Source organism: Oryzophilus luti, assembly GCF_059726245.1.
In genome coordinates this window covers 2,908,794-2,923,621 of the sequence record NZ_AP040874.1, presented here as the reverse complement: position 1 = coordinate 2,923,621, position 14,828 = coordinate 2,908,794, and the positions used below count along the sequence as shown (strand labels likewise).

Genomic DNA, 14,828 nt, shown 5'->3' with positions numbered 1-14,828 from the left:
CCGCACAGGGCGAGAGTTGTGAGACAGCTTAGGGATTGACTTTTACAAAGATGGTGGACGACTGACTGGCAGCGGAGTTGGACGGCGTGGCCGTCACCGTCACCGAGTACGATCCGGGCGTGGAGGCCTTGGTTCCGCCGCCGCTGCAACCGGACATCATCGCCAGCGCCGCGAAGGCCGACAGCATTGCCACGGCCAGCAGCTTCCGGCTGCGGCGTCCGCCGAAGACCGGAATCAGCAGGGTTCCGAAGCAAAGTCCGGCACCCATCCAGCCCATCGGAGCCGTGTGCGCGGCCGAGGCCGTCGAGTTCGCGGTGTTGATGGTCAGCGTCGTGCTGGCCGTCGAACCCGGCGTCAAAGTCAGTTTCTGCTGGCTGAAGCTGCAGCTTGCGTAGTCCGGCAGGCCGGAGCAGCTCAGGGAAACCGTACCGTTAAAGGATGCGTTGGCCGCAAAGTTCAGCGTGGTGCTGACCGTGCCGCCGCGCTGCACCGTGAGCGTCGTGTTGCTGTTGCTCATGGTGAAGGCTGCGGTCACGGCGTTGACCGTCACCGAGACTGTGTTGGCCACCGAATTCGCGGTGTAGACGGTGTCCCCGGCGTAGCTGGCAGTGAACGTGTAGGTCCCCGCCGACAGGCCGCTGGCCGTGTAATAGGCCGTGCCCGTCGCGTCCAGCGTGGCCGTGGAAACCGCTGCGCCGTTCTCGTAGAAGGTGATGGTTCCGGTTGCAACGCCGCTGCTGGCGACACGCGGCATCACGCTGGCCGCAATGGTCACGCTGCCACCGTAGGAAATGGCGGAGGCCGAAGTGCTCACCGTCAGTGAGGAGCCGCCCTTGTTCTCCAGCAGCGTGCTGCCATAGCTGGAATACGTGAACAGGCTCTTGACGCCGGTGCCTGCCAGGTCAATCGGCAGCAACAGGCCGCTCGACGGATAGACGTTGAAGTTCACCGGCGCGGCGAAGGTGCCATCCCCAAGGCCGCGGTGGATGTTTACGCCCATCACGGCATCGGTTGCGTCGGTAAAGCTCGATTCGTAATTGACGGCAGCGATGTCCGGCACCCCGTCATTGTTGAGGTCCTCTACCGCGATGGCATACGGCACATAGGCACGGGTCACAGCGGTTGGCGTGGCAAAGTTGCCTGCACCATCGCCGAGCGCCGTATACAGGCCCGTGTAGCTGCCCGACTGCACGCCAAGCACGAGATCCAGTTTGCCGTCACCGTTCAGGTCTGCCGAGTAGATCAGGCCCGTCGGATAGGTAAAGTTGGGAATCGCGATCGGCGTCACCGCAGTGAAGTTGCCGTTGCCCGGGTTCAGGTACACGGCAATTGTTGTGGCCGAGTAGCTGCCGTAGCAGACGATCACGTCAGGATAGCCGTCACCGTTCACGTCCTTCACGTGCAGCGCGTACACCGTGCCCGTGGTGGAGGTGCTGCCGGTGCTGACGAACGAACCCGCCGTCAGGTTGCCGAGTTTGTCATTAAAGAACGTGTAGAAGCCGTACATGTTGGTGGAGTAGTTGTAGACCGACAGAACCATGTCGGCATACCCGTCTCCGTTCAGGTCCGCCAGTTGCACCTTGGGGGAGGAGAGCTGCGCGTAAGGAAGGCTCACTTCGGTCGTGTTGAAAGTTCCATCGCCGTTCGAGAGCACCACCCACGGATGGTAGTGGTAGGACGAATCGGCGGTGATCAACACCGTGTCAGCTTTGCCGTCATTGTTGAAGTCCGCGTGGACCGCGGGGATGGACGACATGCTGGCGACGGGTACGGACGCCTTGAAGGTGAAGTTGCCCTTGCCGTCGTTAAAGCCTGTTGCCAGGCCATACGGCGTATAGGCAAGCACATCCTGCGTGCCGTTGCCGTCCAGGTCGAGCACGTTGTAGATGATCGCGGTATTGGTTGGGATTTCGCTGTCCGGACCGATGAAGACAGCCGGAGCGGCAACGAATGAACCATCGCCACGGCCACGCAGCAGGCTCAACGTGCGCTGCGTGATGTCCGGATACAGCACATCGAGTTTGCCGTCTCCATCCCAGTCCTCCACCATCGGAGAAATTTCCGGAACGGTGAGGCCGGAGAGCGAGATAAAGCCCGCGCCTTCCACATAGGACTGCTTCGGAGCGTTGAAGGTTCCGTCGCCGTTGCCGGGGAAAACCTCCAGCACCGAGCCACCCGGAACCACGAGGTCAAGGTTGCCATCCCCGTCAATGTCGGCCACTTTGATGACCGCCGTCTTGACCGCATACTGTGCAGAAATGACATTGTTGGCCGCAGCGTATGTGCCGTCGGAGTTGCCCAGCGCCACATAGATGTAGCCGTTGCAGTTGTTGAAGATCAGGTCATCGATGCCGTCGCCGTTGAGGTCGGCAAACTGCATAAAGACCGCGAACTGGCCACTGAATATCTGACCAATGTCGGATATCTGCGCCGCACTGAAGTTCGCGCTGCCAGTGGAGGCCAGCGGGACCTCATAAATCTTGGTGCGGTATGACGGGCTCGACCATGACAGCGGGAAGACCACCGTCGGCGTTCCGTTGATGGACTTAACTTCTACTGCGTTGCCCCAGCCCATCATCGGCTTGGCATCCACGGTGGTATCGGTCTCAATGGCGCTGGCGGGCGTAAAAGTGCCGTCGCCGTTGTTGAGAACCGTTTCCACGATCAGGTTGGTGTAGGTCTGTATGTCCTGCGTGCCGATGGAGACCATCACAACATCGGGATGGCCGTCGCCGTTCACGTCGTAGACGGCGAAATCCTGCACGCCGGAGTAGATGCCGTTCAGAGAGTGGAACGTTGTGCCGGGTTTGACGGAAACCGGAGCGGCAAAGGTTCCATCCTTTTTGTTAATGAAGACCACCGGGGTGCCCATATAGCTTGGCGCCGTCTGCAGCGCCACGATGTCCGGGTACCCGTCGCCGTTCATGTCGACGGCAATTGCCTTGTACACAAGGCCAACGTTGGTCATCGACGTTCCAGCGGTGAAGTTTCCTGCCCCGTCGCCGTTCATCACCAGCATCTTGTACGAGGCGTAGAAGAGCACCACGTCGAGATGCCCATCCTGATTGAAGTCGGCGGCCACCGTTGCGTAGATCTTGTTGCTGTCTCCCGAGATGTGCGCCGGTGTGTATGGCGCCGTCTGGAAGCCGCTGAAGTTGGAGCTTGGCGTGGTGCTTGCGGCGCGAACGCCCGTGCTCCGCGTTGTGCGGACCGAGGCAGTCGCGGCTCCTGAGGCTTCTGCCGCCGCAGCCGCCTTGGCCGAGACCTCATCCAGCAACGGCGTTGCGTCTCCCTTGGGAGCGTTCTTCATCCAGTTCGGGTCATATGCCGCCTTCTGTGCGAACACTGGAACCACGCACAGCAGCAGCAACAGGAACATCAGGGAGCAGGCGTGCTGACGCTGAAGGTTCATTCTGTTGTTGTTTCTCGCAAGATTATTCAACTCGCTTCCTCCCCTACTGAAGTGTGACCGTCAAAGGCGCGGTCACGGTGTAGCCACTGGCGTCGGTGGCGCTGACTTCTAGGCTCGTCTGGTAGCTGACGGCAACGGCCGCAGCGGCCGAGGTGCTGACCGGGTGCACGCCATCTCCGTTGTAAACAGCCGTGTAGGAATGGCTGCCCAGCGCGGGCTTGCTGATGGTGTACGTTGCGGAGCCGCCGCTGAGCGATGCCGAGCCCAGCGTGCTGCTCGCGCCGCTCAGCGTGTCGATGAAGTTGACGGAGCCGGACGGAGTCTTGTTGTCCAGGCTGCTGACCTGCGCCGTGAGCGTTACCGGGTTGCCGTAAGTGAGGGAAGAAGACGACGCCGAAAGTGCAACCGACGTCGTGTGGTTGCTTCCGCCGCAGGCAATCAGCGCCAGCAGCGCCACAACCAGCATGGAGGTGAAGACCGCCCTTACGGTGCGCTTGCGGCCGAAGAGACAGATGCCGACAACCATCATGCCCGAGAGCCCCAGAGCAAGCGAGGTCGGCATGGCTCCACCGCTGCCGGGCAGCGCGCGGTTCTGTGCCAGCGTCGGACTGTAGGAAACCGTAACCGTTGCGGTGGTCACACCGGAAGCCAGAACGCTGGTGCTGACATTGCAGGCGGCTCCGGCCGGGAGCGTCCCCGTGCACTTCAGCGAGATCGGCCAGGTGGCCGTGCCGCTGTTGGCGCCGCTGATGGTGAGCGTGCTCTGCGCAGAGCTGCCCGCCGTGCTGCCCACGGAGAGCGAGCTGCTGGAGAGCGTCAGCGCAAAGGGTGCCGCAAAGGTCAGGCTGGTGCTGTTGGAGGAGGACTTGTAATTGTCGTCACCGGCGTAGCTGATGGCGATGGTGTTGCTGCCATTCTGCAGGCCGGTTGCCGGAATGTTGAGCTGGGCGGTGCTGACCGGGTAGCTCACTGCGGTGAGCGTGGCCGTGCCGAGCACAGTGCCCGTGGTGCTGTTGGTGAAGGTGACGGTGCCAGTGGGCGGCAGGCCCGTGCCAGCGGCGGAAACCGTCGCCGTCAGCGTGGAGCTTTGCCCCGTGCCAAGCGTGCTGCGGCTGGCGGAAACCGCAATCGTGCTCGCTGCCTTGTTGATGGTGACGCTGGCGCTGGTGGACGTGCTGGCCGCGAAGTTCTCGTCGCCGCCATAGCGCGCGTAGATGGAGTAGGTGCCGACTGGCAGGAAGGCCATGCTGACCGGCGCGCTGCCGTTGCTGAGCGTCACGGTTTCTTCCGTCGCCCAGTCCGGCGTGCTGCTGGTGGTCATGAGCGCCACGTCGCCGGTTGGAACGCTGGAGGTGCTGGAAGCGCCAGCGACTGCAACCGTACCCGCAATGCCAGTGCCGTAGGTGGCCGTGGTGCTGCCCGTCACGGTCAGCGTGGTGTTGGAAGCCGTAAGCGTGCTGGCCGTCGTGTTCCAGTGGCTCACCAGGTTGTAGATATCGACCGAGCCGAGGCCGCTGGCCAAATCATAGCCAGTGCCCGTGCTGTAGCCATCGGTGGTGCCCCAGGTGCTCGTGGTGGTTGGCCGCGTGCAGTTTGGCGTGTTCTTGTAGCAGACCACGGAGTTCGAGCCGAGGTCCACGTCATGGAAGATGCAGCTGCTATCCGGAATGGAAGAGCTGGAGGAGCAACTGGTGCCGCTCGCGTACTGCGTGGCCGCCATCTTGTAGAAGATGGGGTTGGGGTTGCCCTGCGTGCTGCCGGCCGACTGGTTGATGAGCGCCATGACGCCCGCAAATGCCGGAGACGCGAACGACGTGCCGCCAGCGCCCTGCAGGTTTGAGATCGAGCTCAGATCGCAGGTGCCGGAGACAGTGACGTCACTGCGGCAATAGATGTAGAAGGAGCCGAAGATGCCGTCGGCCGCAAACAGCGAAACGTCTGGCAGGTTGCGCACGGTGTTATCCGGCAGTCCGGCAACGCCCGTCTGCCACGACGGCCGTGGATAGCCGCCGGTGCAACCCGCAATGGTGCCATCGGTGCTCGAAAGGCAATTGCTGGCGCCGCCACCCGCGCCCACCACGCCAAAGTACGAGGTGTAGCGGATGGAGGAGTTGTTGCACATCAGCGCCGGGGTGCTGCCGGCATAGCCTTTGTTGACCAGTGCCTGCTGCACCAGCGGATTGGCGCAGGTATCGTCCCAGGAGGATTCAGGAATATAGGACAGTGCCGACGCCATGTTCGAGTCGTTCGTGCTCGACCAGTAGGTGCTGGAGCCGGAGAGATAGTTGCCGTAGAAGTCCGTGCCGCCGACCGCCACGTTGTACGGTGTCGAAGCCAGTCCGTTGACGCTCAGGCCGTTCGAGGCATACGACGCGCCCTGATCGCAGGTGGCCGCTCCGGCGTCGCCACTGGCAACAAAGACGCTCTGGCCCTGCGCCGCAGCCTGCTGCCACAGGTAGTAGTAGAAGGCGTTGCCCGATTCGCCGAGCCCGGCTTCGCAGGAGCCATAGCTCACGTTGATGATCGGCGCGATGTTGTTGTTTACCGCATAGAGCGCGGCCAGGTCCACGCCGTCCGTGGTGTAGCTGCTGCCGGCGACCACCAGGTCGATGGTGGCGTTGCGCGCCACGGCGCCCGACCACTGCACGTCCAGCGCGTTCTCCGCTTCATCGGCGGAGTAGCCCGGATCGGGACCGGCCAGGATCGTGTTCATCTTCGTCGCGGGCAGTCCAAACTCGCTGCGGAAGTAATCCACATCGGCAGGGCGCACGCGCGAGCGGCCGATGATGGCAATCTTCTGGTTGCTGCCATCAATGCCGGAGTCCCACAGGGACTTCAGGTTGTAGATGGTCGCAAAGTCGTAGGGGGAGACCACGTGATATGTGGTGGTGCTGCCGGTCAGCGTGGTGTTTGCGGAAACTCCGCTGGCGGGCGAGTCGCCGCCGACCTTGCTGATAGCCTTGGTAGGCAGAATGGTGTTCGACGAAGGCACGGAAACTTCGCGCGTCTTCTTGTCCACGTAGACGTCGCCGAGGTCTGTGTGCTGGCCAACCTTGCGGATGCTGGTCAGCGAGACCACGCCCTTGACGACCGAGGCGAGCGCCGCCGGAATCTGCGGATCGGAACTGTTGGCGACCAACTCAACGCCGCCCACCGTGTACTTGTGCAACGTGGTGTGGAACGCCGCCTGGAACTGGGCGTGGCTGCCGGAGAATACGATGACATTCTTACCCGCCGAAATCTGGTCCACCGACAAGCCGTGGCCTTTCAGCCAGGTGGAGAGCACCAGAAGGTCGGAATCCGACAACCCGTAGGTGGCGCCAAACTCCGAGGGCGTCAACCATTGGTGATAATAAGGTGATGATTTGTCGTACTGCTGCGCTACCAAAGCCTTCAGCGCCGCCTGCTGCTCTGCGCTCGGCTGCAGCAGAAGAATCATGCTCTGCAGGGCCTGGCCATCGGCGACGGCGCCGCCGTCCGCCGTGGCCATCTGCGCCACGCGCGTAGTGCCCTTCAATGTTGTCAGGTTATTCTCAACCACCGCTTGCGTGATGCGCGGCTTGACGGTGATATGCGGCACGGAAACCTGCGCCCATCCGCAGATGCATAGAAGCAAGGTTGAGAAGATCCACGTCCCCAACCAACGGAATATGCAATTCGTAATGGATTTCAATCTTCGCTCCATCGACTACTTGGCCAGAACTCTGGAAAAACGGTGAAGGACTGAATGACGCTGCCACCCTGACAGCGAGCCACTCATATCATCTTCTTTGGTTGTCGTCTGTGTCGTTGTGCGTGCTGGCCGGCGGAATCGTTGCCCCCGTCGATCCGGCTCCGCTTACTGTTTTGTGTGGTCACACTCTGTGCCTGATCGCCGCTGTGCGCAATCACCGCATTGCAGTTTTAATGTATGTTTTTTATATCTTTCTAACCTGTTGATATGGAGCTACTTCCATCACGAGGCTTCTTGCGGAAACGCGCTTTCCTCATCCGCCTTTTCACGCCGTTTTTCGGCCTAGAGTATCCGATGCCACAGAGACAAACCCCAAAAGTCGCCGCTTCGTCTTGTGGATGACCGATCCTCCGCAGGTCAAACAGCCGGCAGTACCTTCTCGGCTGCCCCTCGGGGCCGCTTCCATAGGGCGGCAGAGCGTACGCGCTGAGGCGGCAACTCGATGAGCTTCGTGAAACGCCATTGTAGAGATGAATACTAGGCGGGGGACGGAGATAGTTCGGAGTGTCCGTTTTACTGCCGCCATGAGGCGCGGCGCGCAGGAGCCAACACAGTCTGGGGCAGGAAGCATTGGAAGGCAGGATCCGATTGATGCCAATCGGACACCAAATCGCCCACGACACGCTTCAGCGCGTCCAGCATCTCATTTTTCTTGTAAGAGATTGAAAAGGGTAGGACTGGCGGAGAGGGGGGGATTCGAACCCCCGGTACAGCTTTAAGGCCGTACAACGGTTTAGCAAACCGCCGCCTTCAGCCACTCGGCCACCTCTCCGCGAGGTATTGCGGCTGTTTGTGATTATAACGGAAGAGGGCGTATCTGGCGAATGCTTCCGAAAAATCCTGTGGAACACTGCCGGATGCCCCGGTCGTCGAGCAAATTGCCGCAAGAGTTGCGGCATTTCTTCCGGCCAGTTACCCTGCTTGCCATTGGGAGGAGACATGGCCGAACAGAACTATGCCAATCACGCGCGCACGGACGCGCCCTACCACTACTTTGCAATTCCGGTCGTACTGGTGGCGTTTGTTGCCGCACTGGTGCACGTGGTGATGTGGCCCAGCTGGCACTCGCTGGCGGCGCTGCTGCTGGCCACCGCCGCCGTCATTCTTGCCTTCAAAATCCGGCTCTATGCTCTGAAGGTGCAGGATCGTGTGATCCGCCTGGAGGAGCGGTTGCGCTTGGCAACGCTGTTGCCGGAGCCGTTGCGCGTCCGCATTGGCGAGTTGAGCGAGGCGCAGTTGATCGCGCTGCGCTTTGCCTCGGATGCCGAGCTGCCTGCGCTGGCCGGGCGCGCGATGAACGCGCAGCTCGACGCGAAGCAGATCAAGCAATCCATCCAGAACTGGCGGGCCGATAACTGGCGCGTGTGATCCGCACGGCTTCCTCTGTTCTACAATCGCAGGCGGAGGCGGAACGTGATTACGGCCATCACCGCAGCGGAACTGTTCAGCGGCAACACGCGCATCACCGCGCCCGTGCTGCTTATAGAAGACGGCGTGATTGTGCGCGTGGGCGCGCGCAGCGAGGTTGAGATCCCCGTCGGTGCCCGCGTGCTCGACTTCGACGGCGCGGCCATCGGACCCGGTCTGCTCGACCTTCATATTCACGGGGCCGCAGGCTACGACGTGATGCAGGGCACCGACGACGGCCTGCGCCGCATGGCCGTGTTTCTTGCCTCGCGCGGTGTGGCGAATTTTCTGGCCACCACCGTCACCGCTGCGCCCACTGTGCTGGAAGATGCCGTGGCGCGGTTGGCCGAGCAGCTTGATGCCTGGCCGGCGGACGCCGCTCTGGCACGCCCCATTGGCATCCATCTGGAAGGCCCCTGCATCAGTTCTGCGCGCCGCGGCGTGCATCCCCGAGAGCACGTGGTGAACCCCACGCTCGAGCTGCTGGATCGTTACGCCATCGCCGCCCGCGGACATCTGAAGCTCATCACCATGGCACCCGAGTTGCCCGGCGCGCTTGAGGTCATTCGTGCCGCAGTTGCGCGCGGCATCACCGTCAGCATCGGGCACACGGACGGCACGGCTGCCGACGCCGAAGCCGCCATTGCCGCCGGTGCCACGCACGTCACGCACGCTTTCAACGCCATGCGAGGGCTGGAGCACCGTGCCCCCAACGTGCTCGGCGTTGCGCTCAGCGACGATCGCTTGTTTACCGAGATCATTGCCGACGGCGTGCACGTCGATCCCCGCGTGGTGAAGATTTTCCTGCGTGCCAAGGGGCGCGAGCGTGCCGTGCTGGTGACCGACGCGATGAGCGCCACCGGCATGCCCGATGGCGTCTACCGTCTCGGAGAGTTTGACGTGACCGTGCGCGGCCCGCGCGCGGAGGCCGATGGCAAGCTCGCCGGCAGCGTGCTCACGCTCGACCGCGCTGTGCACAATGTGATGGAGTTTGCCGCCTGGCCGCTACGCGACGCTGTGACGCTGGCCAGCACCAATCCGGCCCGCGTGCTGCGCCAGCCGGAGCTTGGCGCGCTGGCCGCAGGTGCCCGCGCCGACTTCAACATCTTTGCCGCGCACGGCACCATCATGCAGACGTTCCTCGCCGGACACGCTGTCCGCGCCTAGCAGAATCGCGAATCGAAAGAGAAAGGCATGGCCGAGGCCATGCCTTTTCCATTAGGAGAGAGGTGTGCTCTTAATCCGCGTGCGGCTTGGCCATGTTGTGCGTAGCAAACAGGTGGTCCAGGTAGCGCGACTTCATCTGCTTGCTGGCCATGGCCTGCTTCAGCGGCGGCAGCTTCAGAATCACGCCGAGAATGGCGGCCATGGCGCGGTGGCTGGCCAGCGCGTGGTTGTCGAAGATGAGGTTCTCCAGGCCGCCACGCTCAATGGCCATCAGCACGGTTCGGTGTGCGGTGCTCACCGGCGTCAGCACGCGCTGGGCGCGCGGCGTGAGCTTCAACGCCTGCTGCTTGCAGGTGCGCACGCACACGCCGCAGCCAAGGCAAACTCCTGCGTCGAGCTTGGCGGTTTTGCGGTTGGCTTTGTGCGGGTCGCAGGTGGAAACCATGCCCATGGCTTCCACAGGGCACACCTGCGCGCACAGCCCGCAACCATTGCACTTTGCGCGGTCCACTTCAGGCAGAAAGTTCGTGGTCGCAATTGGGTTCAGCGAGGCAAAGCGCTTGGCGCCCAGCATGGCCTCGCAACAGCAGCCGCAGCAGTTGCAGATGAATGAGACCTGTTCGCGCACGTTCTCGCCAAACTGCACAAGGTTGTGCTGCTGAGCCTTGGCCAGCAGCTCCATGCACTCTGCCGGCTCCACCTGGCGGGCGATGCCGTGCTTGATGAGCGAGTGCGCGGTGGAGTTGAAGGTCATGCAGATGTCGATGGGCGCGGAGCAGGCGCGGCCGAGGTGCTGCATTTTGTGGCGGCAGTAACAGGTGCCAACGCCAATGTGCGACGCCGTATGAATGACCTGGCTGGCACGCTCATAGTCGAGCACGTGCACGGTGTTTTCCGGCAGTGCAGGCTCGTTCACAAAGGTGCGCCCAAGCTGCGTGGGTCCGCCCGCAAAGAGCACGCGCACAAATTCTTCTTCGACGTTCAGGTACTGGTAGAACAGCTCAGCCAGCAGCTTCTGGTCGTACTGGTTGCCAATGCGCATCATCGAGAACTCGAAGAAGCCGGCCATTGGCGGTGGCATCACAAAGGTGCGGCCCTCGCGCGTGGTGGTGTCCAGAATCATGCCGCGGTCGGCCAGATTGTCGAGAATCTTTTCCGCCTCGGCCTCGCTCTTCTTCCATGCGTGCGCGGCGGCTGCCACGCGGAACGGCTTGATGGGCAGCAGTGAAACCAGCTCCGCCTCTTCGGGGCTGAACAGTACGGAGAGAATCTGGTAGAGCGTTTCCGAAGGCGGCGCACCCTGCGGGAAGCGGTTCAGCCGCTCGGTCAACTTGCGGTAGCTTTCGCGTGCGGTATGGTGTGCCATCCGGTGATCCTCCCATAAGTATCTTTGGCCCAGTTGGGGCCATGGCGCGGTGACCGCAATCACAAATTGCGGCCCGTGGCGGTCGTGCTCGCCTCGCGGGGCCGTGGCGCGTTACCATGGTGGGTCGCACCAATGACGAAAGGGAGCGTGGCAATGACACCTGCACTGGAAGGTCTTGAACCGAAAGTTTTGTGGAAGTACTTCGACGCCGTGGCGGCGATTCCGCGCGCCTCGACCAAGGAAGCCGCCCTGCGTGAGTTCATCCTGGGCGAAGCCAAGCGCCTGGGACTGGAGACGATCATCGACCATGCCGGCAACGTCGTCGTCCGCAAGCCGGCGCGTCCGGGCCGCGAGAACGCGACGCCTGCGCTGCTGCAGGGACACCTCGACATGGTGTGCGAGAAGAACGAAGGCACGCCGCATAACTTCGATACCGACCCCATCAAGATCCTCCGCGACGGCGATTACATTCACGCCGACGGCACCACGCTCGGCGCCGATAACGGCCTTGGCGTGGCAGCCGCGCTGGCCGTTATGTCCAGCACGGACATTGCGCACGGCCCACTTGAATTCGTCTTCACCATTGAAGAAGAGACCACGCTGCGTGGCGCAAGTGAGTTCAAGCCCGGCATCCTGAAGTCCAAGTTCTATCTCAACCTCGACAGCGAGGAAGACGGCACGCTGTGTATCGGTTGCGCCGGCGGCATCGGCACCAAGGCCCGCCTCACGCCCGTCATGCGTTCGCCCAAGGGCGAAGCCGCCTATCGCATCAAGGTCTCCGGCCTCAAGGGCGGCCACTCCGGCGTCGACATTCATCTCGGCCGCGGCAACGCGCTGCGCATCCTCGGCAACACGTTGCTGGTGGCGGCGGAGAAGGCTGGAATCGAGCTGGCAGAGCTGAAGGGCGGCAGTGCGCACAACGCCATTCCGCGTGAGGCCTCGGCTATCGTCGTCGTTGATCCGGCGAAGGGTTCAGCTCTCAAGGCCGCCGTCGCGGCGGTTGAGAATGAGTTCAAGGTCGACCTCGGCGGATTCGATCCGGGCCTGCAGATTTCGGTGGAGAAAGTGGCGATTCCGGCCCGCGTAATGGCGGAAACCGACGCGAAGAAGGTCATCGCGTTGTTCACCACCATCCCGCACGGCATCCTTGCCATGAGCCCCGACGTTCCGGGACTGGTGCAGGATTCCACCAACTTTGCCACCGCAACATTCAAGGACGGCGCGGTGGAGATCGTCACCAGCCAGCGCAGCGCCATCGACACCAGCAAAATGCTGGCAGCGCGTCTGGTTGGCACCGCCTGCAAACTGGCGGGCTTTGAGGTGGAGCACGGGGAAGGCTACCCGGGCTGGAAGCCGGAGCCGGACAGCGACATCGTCACCCAGTTGACCGCCATTTATAAGGACGTGGTGGGCAAGCCGGCGCGGTTGATTGCCATGCACGCCGGACTCGAGTGCGGCGTCATTGGCGCACAGTACCCGGGAATGCAGCTCATCTCGTTCGGCCCGCAGATCGAGCATCCGCACAGCCCGCACGAGCGCGCGCAGATCTCCACGGTGGAAACCTTCTGGAAGTTCCTGGTCGCGGTGCTGGAGAAGATCTAGCGACTCGGAAGAAGCAGCAGAATCATGGCGGCGGCCTTCGGGTCGCCGCTTTCTTTTCAGGGGGTGTCCACATGGTGAACCATCTTTCTTGTGGAACCTGTGAAGTTTCTTTGCGCCGGCGGCACTGTCGCACTATGCTGTGTGCGCCGAGGAGCGTGCATGCGCGGAGAAACGCGGACACCCATCAATGTTCCCGTACGTATCTCTGGCTTGGATTCACATGGGCAGGGGTACTCGCAGACAGTACAGACCATCGATGTTTCAAGACATGGCATGCGTGTTCTGCATGGCGGCCTGCTGCGGAGGGAAGGCGAACTGGTCACCGTCGTCTACGGCGTGAAGCGGCTTCGCTTCCGTGTGGTGTGGATTGGAGGAGAGGGCAGCAAGCTGTACAACCAGGCTGCTCTGGCTGTTGAATCGGCCACCCAGGAGGACGTGCGCGACCTGTGCCTTCCGGTGACGATCTCCGCGAAGCCGGACGATTCCGCGGATGAGCCTCCCAAGCCGGAAACCGCTGCCAACGAGCAGCGCTGCTCGCCGCGCTACACCTGTGATCGCGGTGTGCAGATCTGGAAAATGGGCGAGATAACCCCCGTCTTCGGCAAGCTCCGCGACCTCAGCATGACCGGCTGCTTCATCGAAACTCCCCATCCGTTTGCCGTCGATACCGAGGTGCGGCTGGTGCTCTCGCTGTTCGGCATGCAGGTGCGTGCACAGGGCATGGTGCGCAACAGCCTTCCGGAAAAGGGCATGGGAATTCAGCTCACCACCGTGCGTCCGGCCGACCTCAAGCTGTTGCAATCGGTCATCGGACGCCTGGCGCAGCAATAGGCTCCCGTCTCTTTCGCGCCGCGCTTTTGTCGCCGACTTGCACGCAAAACGGCGGCCCGCAGGCCGCCGCACGTGAAACTCGAAACTCTGAAACCCGAAACTGTTTTTGTTACGCCGTCACTTCTTCCTTCAGGCGTTCGGCCTGGAAGTGCGTGACCAGCGCTTCGACCAGCGGTTGCAGCTTGCCGTCCATCACGTCGCCGAGCTGGTGCAGGGTCAGGCCGATGCGGTGGTCGGTGATGCGGTTCTGCGGGAAGTTGTAGGTGCGAATCTTCTCCGAGCGGTCACCGCTGCCGACCATCTGCTTGCGCTCCTTGGCCAGCGCCTCCTGTTGCTTGGCCTGCTCCATTTCGTAGAGGCGCGAACGAAGCACGCGCATGGCCTTCTCGCGGTTCTTGATCTGCGACTTTTCGTCCTGGCAGCTCACCACGGTGTTGGTGGGCAGGTGCGTGATGCGCACGGCCGAGTAGGTCGTGTTCACCGACTGTCCGCCGGGGCCGGAGGAGCAGAAGGTGTCAATGCGAATGTCCTTGGCTTCGATCTTGACGTCGACGTCTTCGGCTTCCGGCATCACCGCCACGGTGATGGCCGAAGTGTGCACGCGGCCCTGTGTTTCCGTGGCCGGAACGCGCTGCACGCGGTGCACGCCGCTCTCATACTTCATCTGCGAGTAGACGTTCTGGCCTTCGATGATGGCGATGACTTCCTTCAGTCCGCCCACGCTCGAATCCGACGACGACATCACCTCGACCTTCCAGCGCTGCGCTTCGGCATAGCGCATGTACATGCGGAAGATCTCGGAGGCGAACAGCGTGGCCTCGTCGCCGCCCGTGCCGGCGCGGATTTCCAGCACCACGTTCTTCGCGTCGTTCGGGTCCTTGGGCAGCAGCAGGACCTTCAGTTCGGCGTCGGCCGCGGCAATCTTCTGCTCCAGCGCGGTCACTTCCTCCTGCGCCATGGCCTTCATCTCGGCGTCGGTTTCCGTCTCCAGCAGGGCGCGGCTGTCGGTGAGTTCCTTGGTCAGCTCGCGGTATTCGCGATACTTCTCAACGATGGGCGCAATTTCGCTGTGCGCCTTCGCCGTCTTCTGGTACTTGGTGGAGTCGCCGGTAATCTCAGGCGAGGCGAGTTGCTGGGTCAGCTCCTCGTAGCGGGCTTCAATCTGGTCCAGGCGTTCAAACATGGTCGTCCATTCTCTGTTCCCGGTTCGCTGCTCCCGGAACGATGCACGGGAGGAACCGCTGGCAATCTGGTTGTCGTATGTTGCGGATGTTATTTGAGCGCAGAAATGCGTGTCGGCCTGGGGCCGC

The 14,828-nt window shown here is 62.3% G+C and carries 8 protein-coding genes and 1 tRNA gene; 4 read left to right on the top strand and 5 right to left on the bottom strand.

Annotation, left to right across the window (positions count from 1 at the left end; all coding sequences use genetic code 11):
• Window positions 1–28 precede the first annotated feature (28 nt).
• The 3 genes from AC6IZO_RS12450 to AC6IZO_RS12440 all read right to left on the bottom strand — a co-directional run bounded on the left by AC6IZO_RS12450 (window position 29) and on the right by AC6IZO_RS12440 (window position 7,917).
• Window positions 29–3,412, bottom strand: coding sequence for an FG-GAP-like repeat-containing protein (locus tag AC6IZO_RS12450; RefSeq protein WP_497805123.1), 3,384 nt, complete (start codon window positions 3,410–3,412; stop codon window positions 29–31).
• Between the two features lie 43 nt (window positions 3,413–3,455).
• Window positions 3,456–7,028 (bottom strand): Ig-like domain repeat protein, encoded by a 3,573-nt coding sequence (locus AC6IZO_RS12445; RefSeq protein ID WP_497805122.1) that lies wholly within the window; start codon window positions 7,026–7,028, stop codon window positions 3,456–3,458.
• Window positions 7,029–7,823: 795 nt separating this feature from the next.
• Window positions 7,824–7,917 (bottom strand) — tRNA-Ser (locus tag AC6IZO_RS12440).
• A gap of 167 nt (window positions 7,918–8,084) precedes the next feature.
• Here AC6IZO_RS12440 and AC6IZO_RS12435 point away from each other — a divergent pair.
• Together AC6IZO_RS12435 and nagA are read left to right on the top strand one after the other, a co-directional pair.
• Window positions 8,085–8,513 (top strand): DUF6526 family protein, encoded by a 429-nt coding sequence (locus AC6IZO_RS12435; protein WP_497805121.1) that lies wholly within the window; start codon window positions 8,085–8,087, stop codon window positions 8,511–8,513.
• A gap of 45 nt (window positions 8,514–8,558) precedes the next feature.
• Entirely contained in the window at window positions 8,559–9,719 is a 1,161-nt protein-coding gene (gene nagA / locus AC6IZO_RS12430; protein WP_497805120.1) for an N-acetylglucosamine-6-phosphate deacetylase, read from the top strand.
• Window positions 9,720–9,789: 70 nt separating this feature from the next.
• Here the strand turns inward: nagA and AC6IZO_RS12425 are convergent, their stop codons facing one another.
• Window positions 9,790–11,085: a 4Fe-4S dicluster domain-containing protein gene (locus tag AC6IZO_RS12425; protein WP_497805119.1), complete on the bottom strand. Its 1,296-nt coding sequence runs from the start codon at window positions 11,083–11,085 to the stop codon at window positions 9,790–9,792.
• A 153-nt stretch (window positions 11,086–11,238) separates the two neighbouring features.
• Between AC6IZO_RS12425 and AC6IZO_RS12420 the strand changes: the two genes are divergently transcribed.
• Together AC6IZO_RS12420 and AC6IZO_RS12415 are read left to right on the top strand one after the other, a co-directional pair.
• Window positions 11,239–12,687 carry an aminoacyl-histidine dipeptidase gene (locus AC6IZO_RS12420; RefSeq protein WP_497805118.1) on the top strand — a complete coding sequence of 483 codons (1,449 nt, stop codon included), beginning with the start codon at window positions 11,239–11,241 and terminating at the stop codon, window positions 12,685–12,687.
• Window positions 12,688–12,960: 273 nt separating this feature from the next.
• Window positions 12,961–13,518 carry a PilZ domain-containing protein gene (locus AC6IZO_RS12415; protein ID WP_497805117.1) on the top strand — a complete coding sequence of 186 codons (558 nt, stop codon included), beginning with the start codon at window positions 12,961–12,963 and terminating at the stop codon, window positions 13,516–13,518.
• A 109-nt stretch (window positions 13,519–13,627) separates the two neighbouring features.
• Here AC6IZO_RS12415 and prfA read toward each other — a convergent pair whose 3' ends face one another.
• Complete coding sequence (prfA, locus tag AC6IZO_RS12410; protein ID WP_497805116.1) at window positions 13,628–14,701, bottom strand: peptide chain release factor 1; 1,074 nt, start codon at window positions 14,699–14,701, stop codon at window positions 13,628–13,630.
• Window positions 14,702–14,828 lie beyond the last annotated feature (127 nt).

Excerpts from the sequence above, each read along its gene's own strand:
- AC6IZO_RS12450 (WP_497805123.1), bottom strand. The coding sequence starts at position 3,412 with ATGAACCTTCAGCGTCAGCACGCCTGCTCCCTGATGTTCCTGTTGCTG.
- AC6IZO_RS12435 (WP_497805121.1), top strand. The coding sequence starts at position 8,085 with ATGGCCGAACAGAACTATGCCAATCACGCGCGCACGGACGCGCCCTAC.
- AC6IZO_RS12425 (WP_497805119.1), bottom strand. The coding sequence starts at position 11,085 with ATGGCACACCATACCGCACGCGAAAGCTACCGCAAGTTGACCGAGCGG.
- AC6IZO_RS12420 (WP_497805118.1), top strand. The coding sequence starts at position 11,239 with ATGACACCTGCACTGGAAGGTCTTGAACCGAAAGTTTTGTGGAAGTAC.
- AC6IZO_RS12415 (WP_497805117.1), top strand. The coding sequence starts at position 12,961 with ATGCGTGTTCTGCATGGCGGCCTGCTGCGGAGGGAAGGCGAACTGGTC.
- prfA (WP_497805116.1), bottom strand. The coding sequence starts at position 14,701 with ATGTTTGAACGCCTGGACCAGATTGAAGCCCGCTACGAGGAGCTGACC.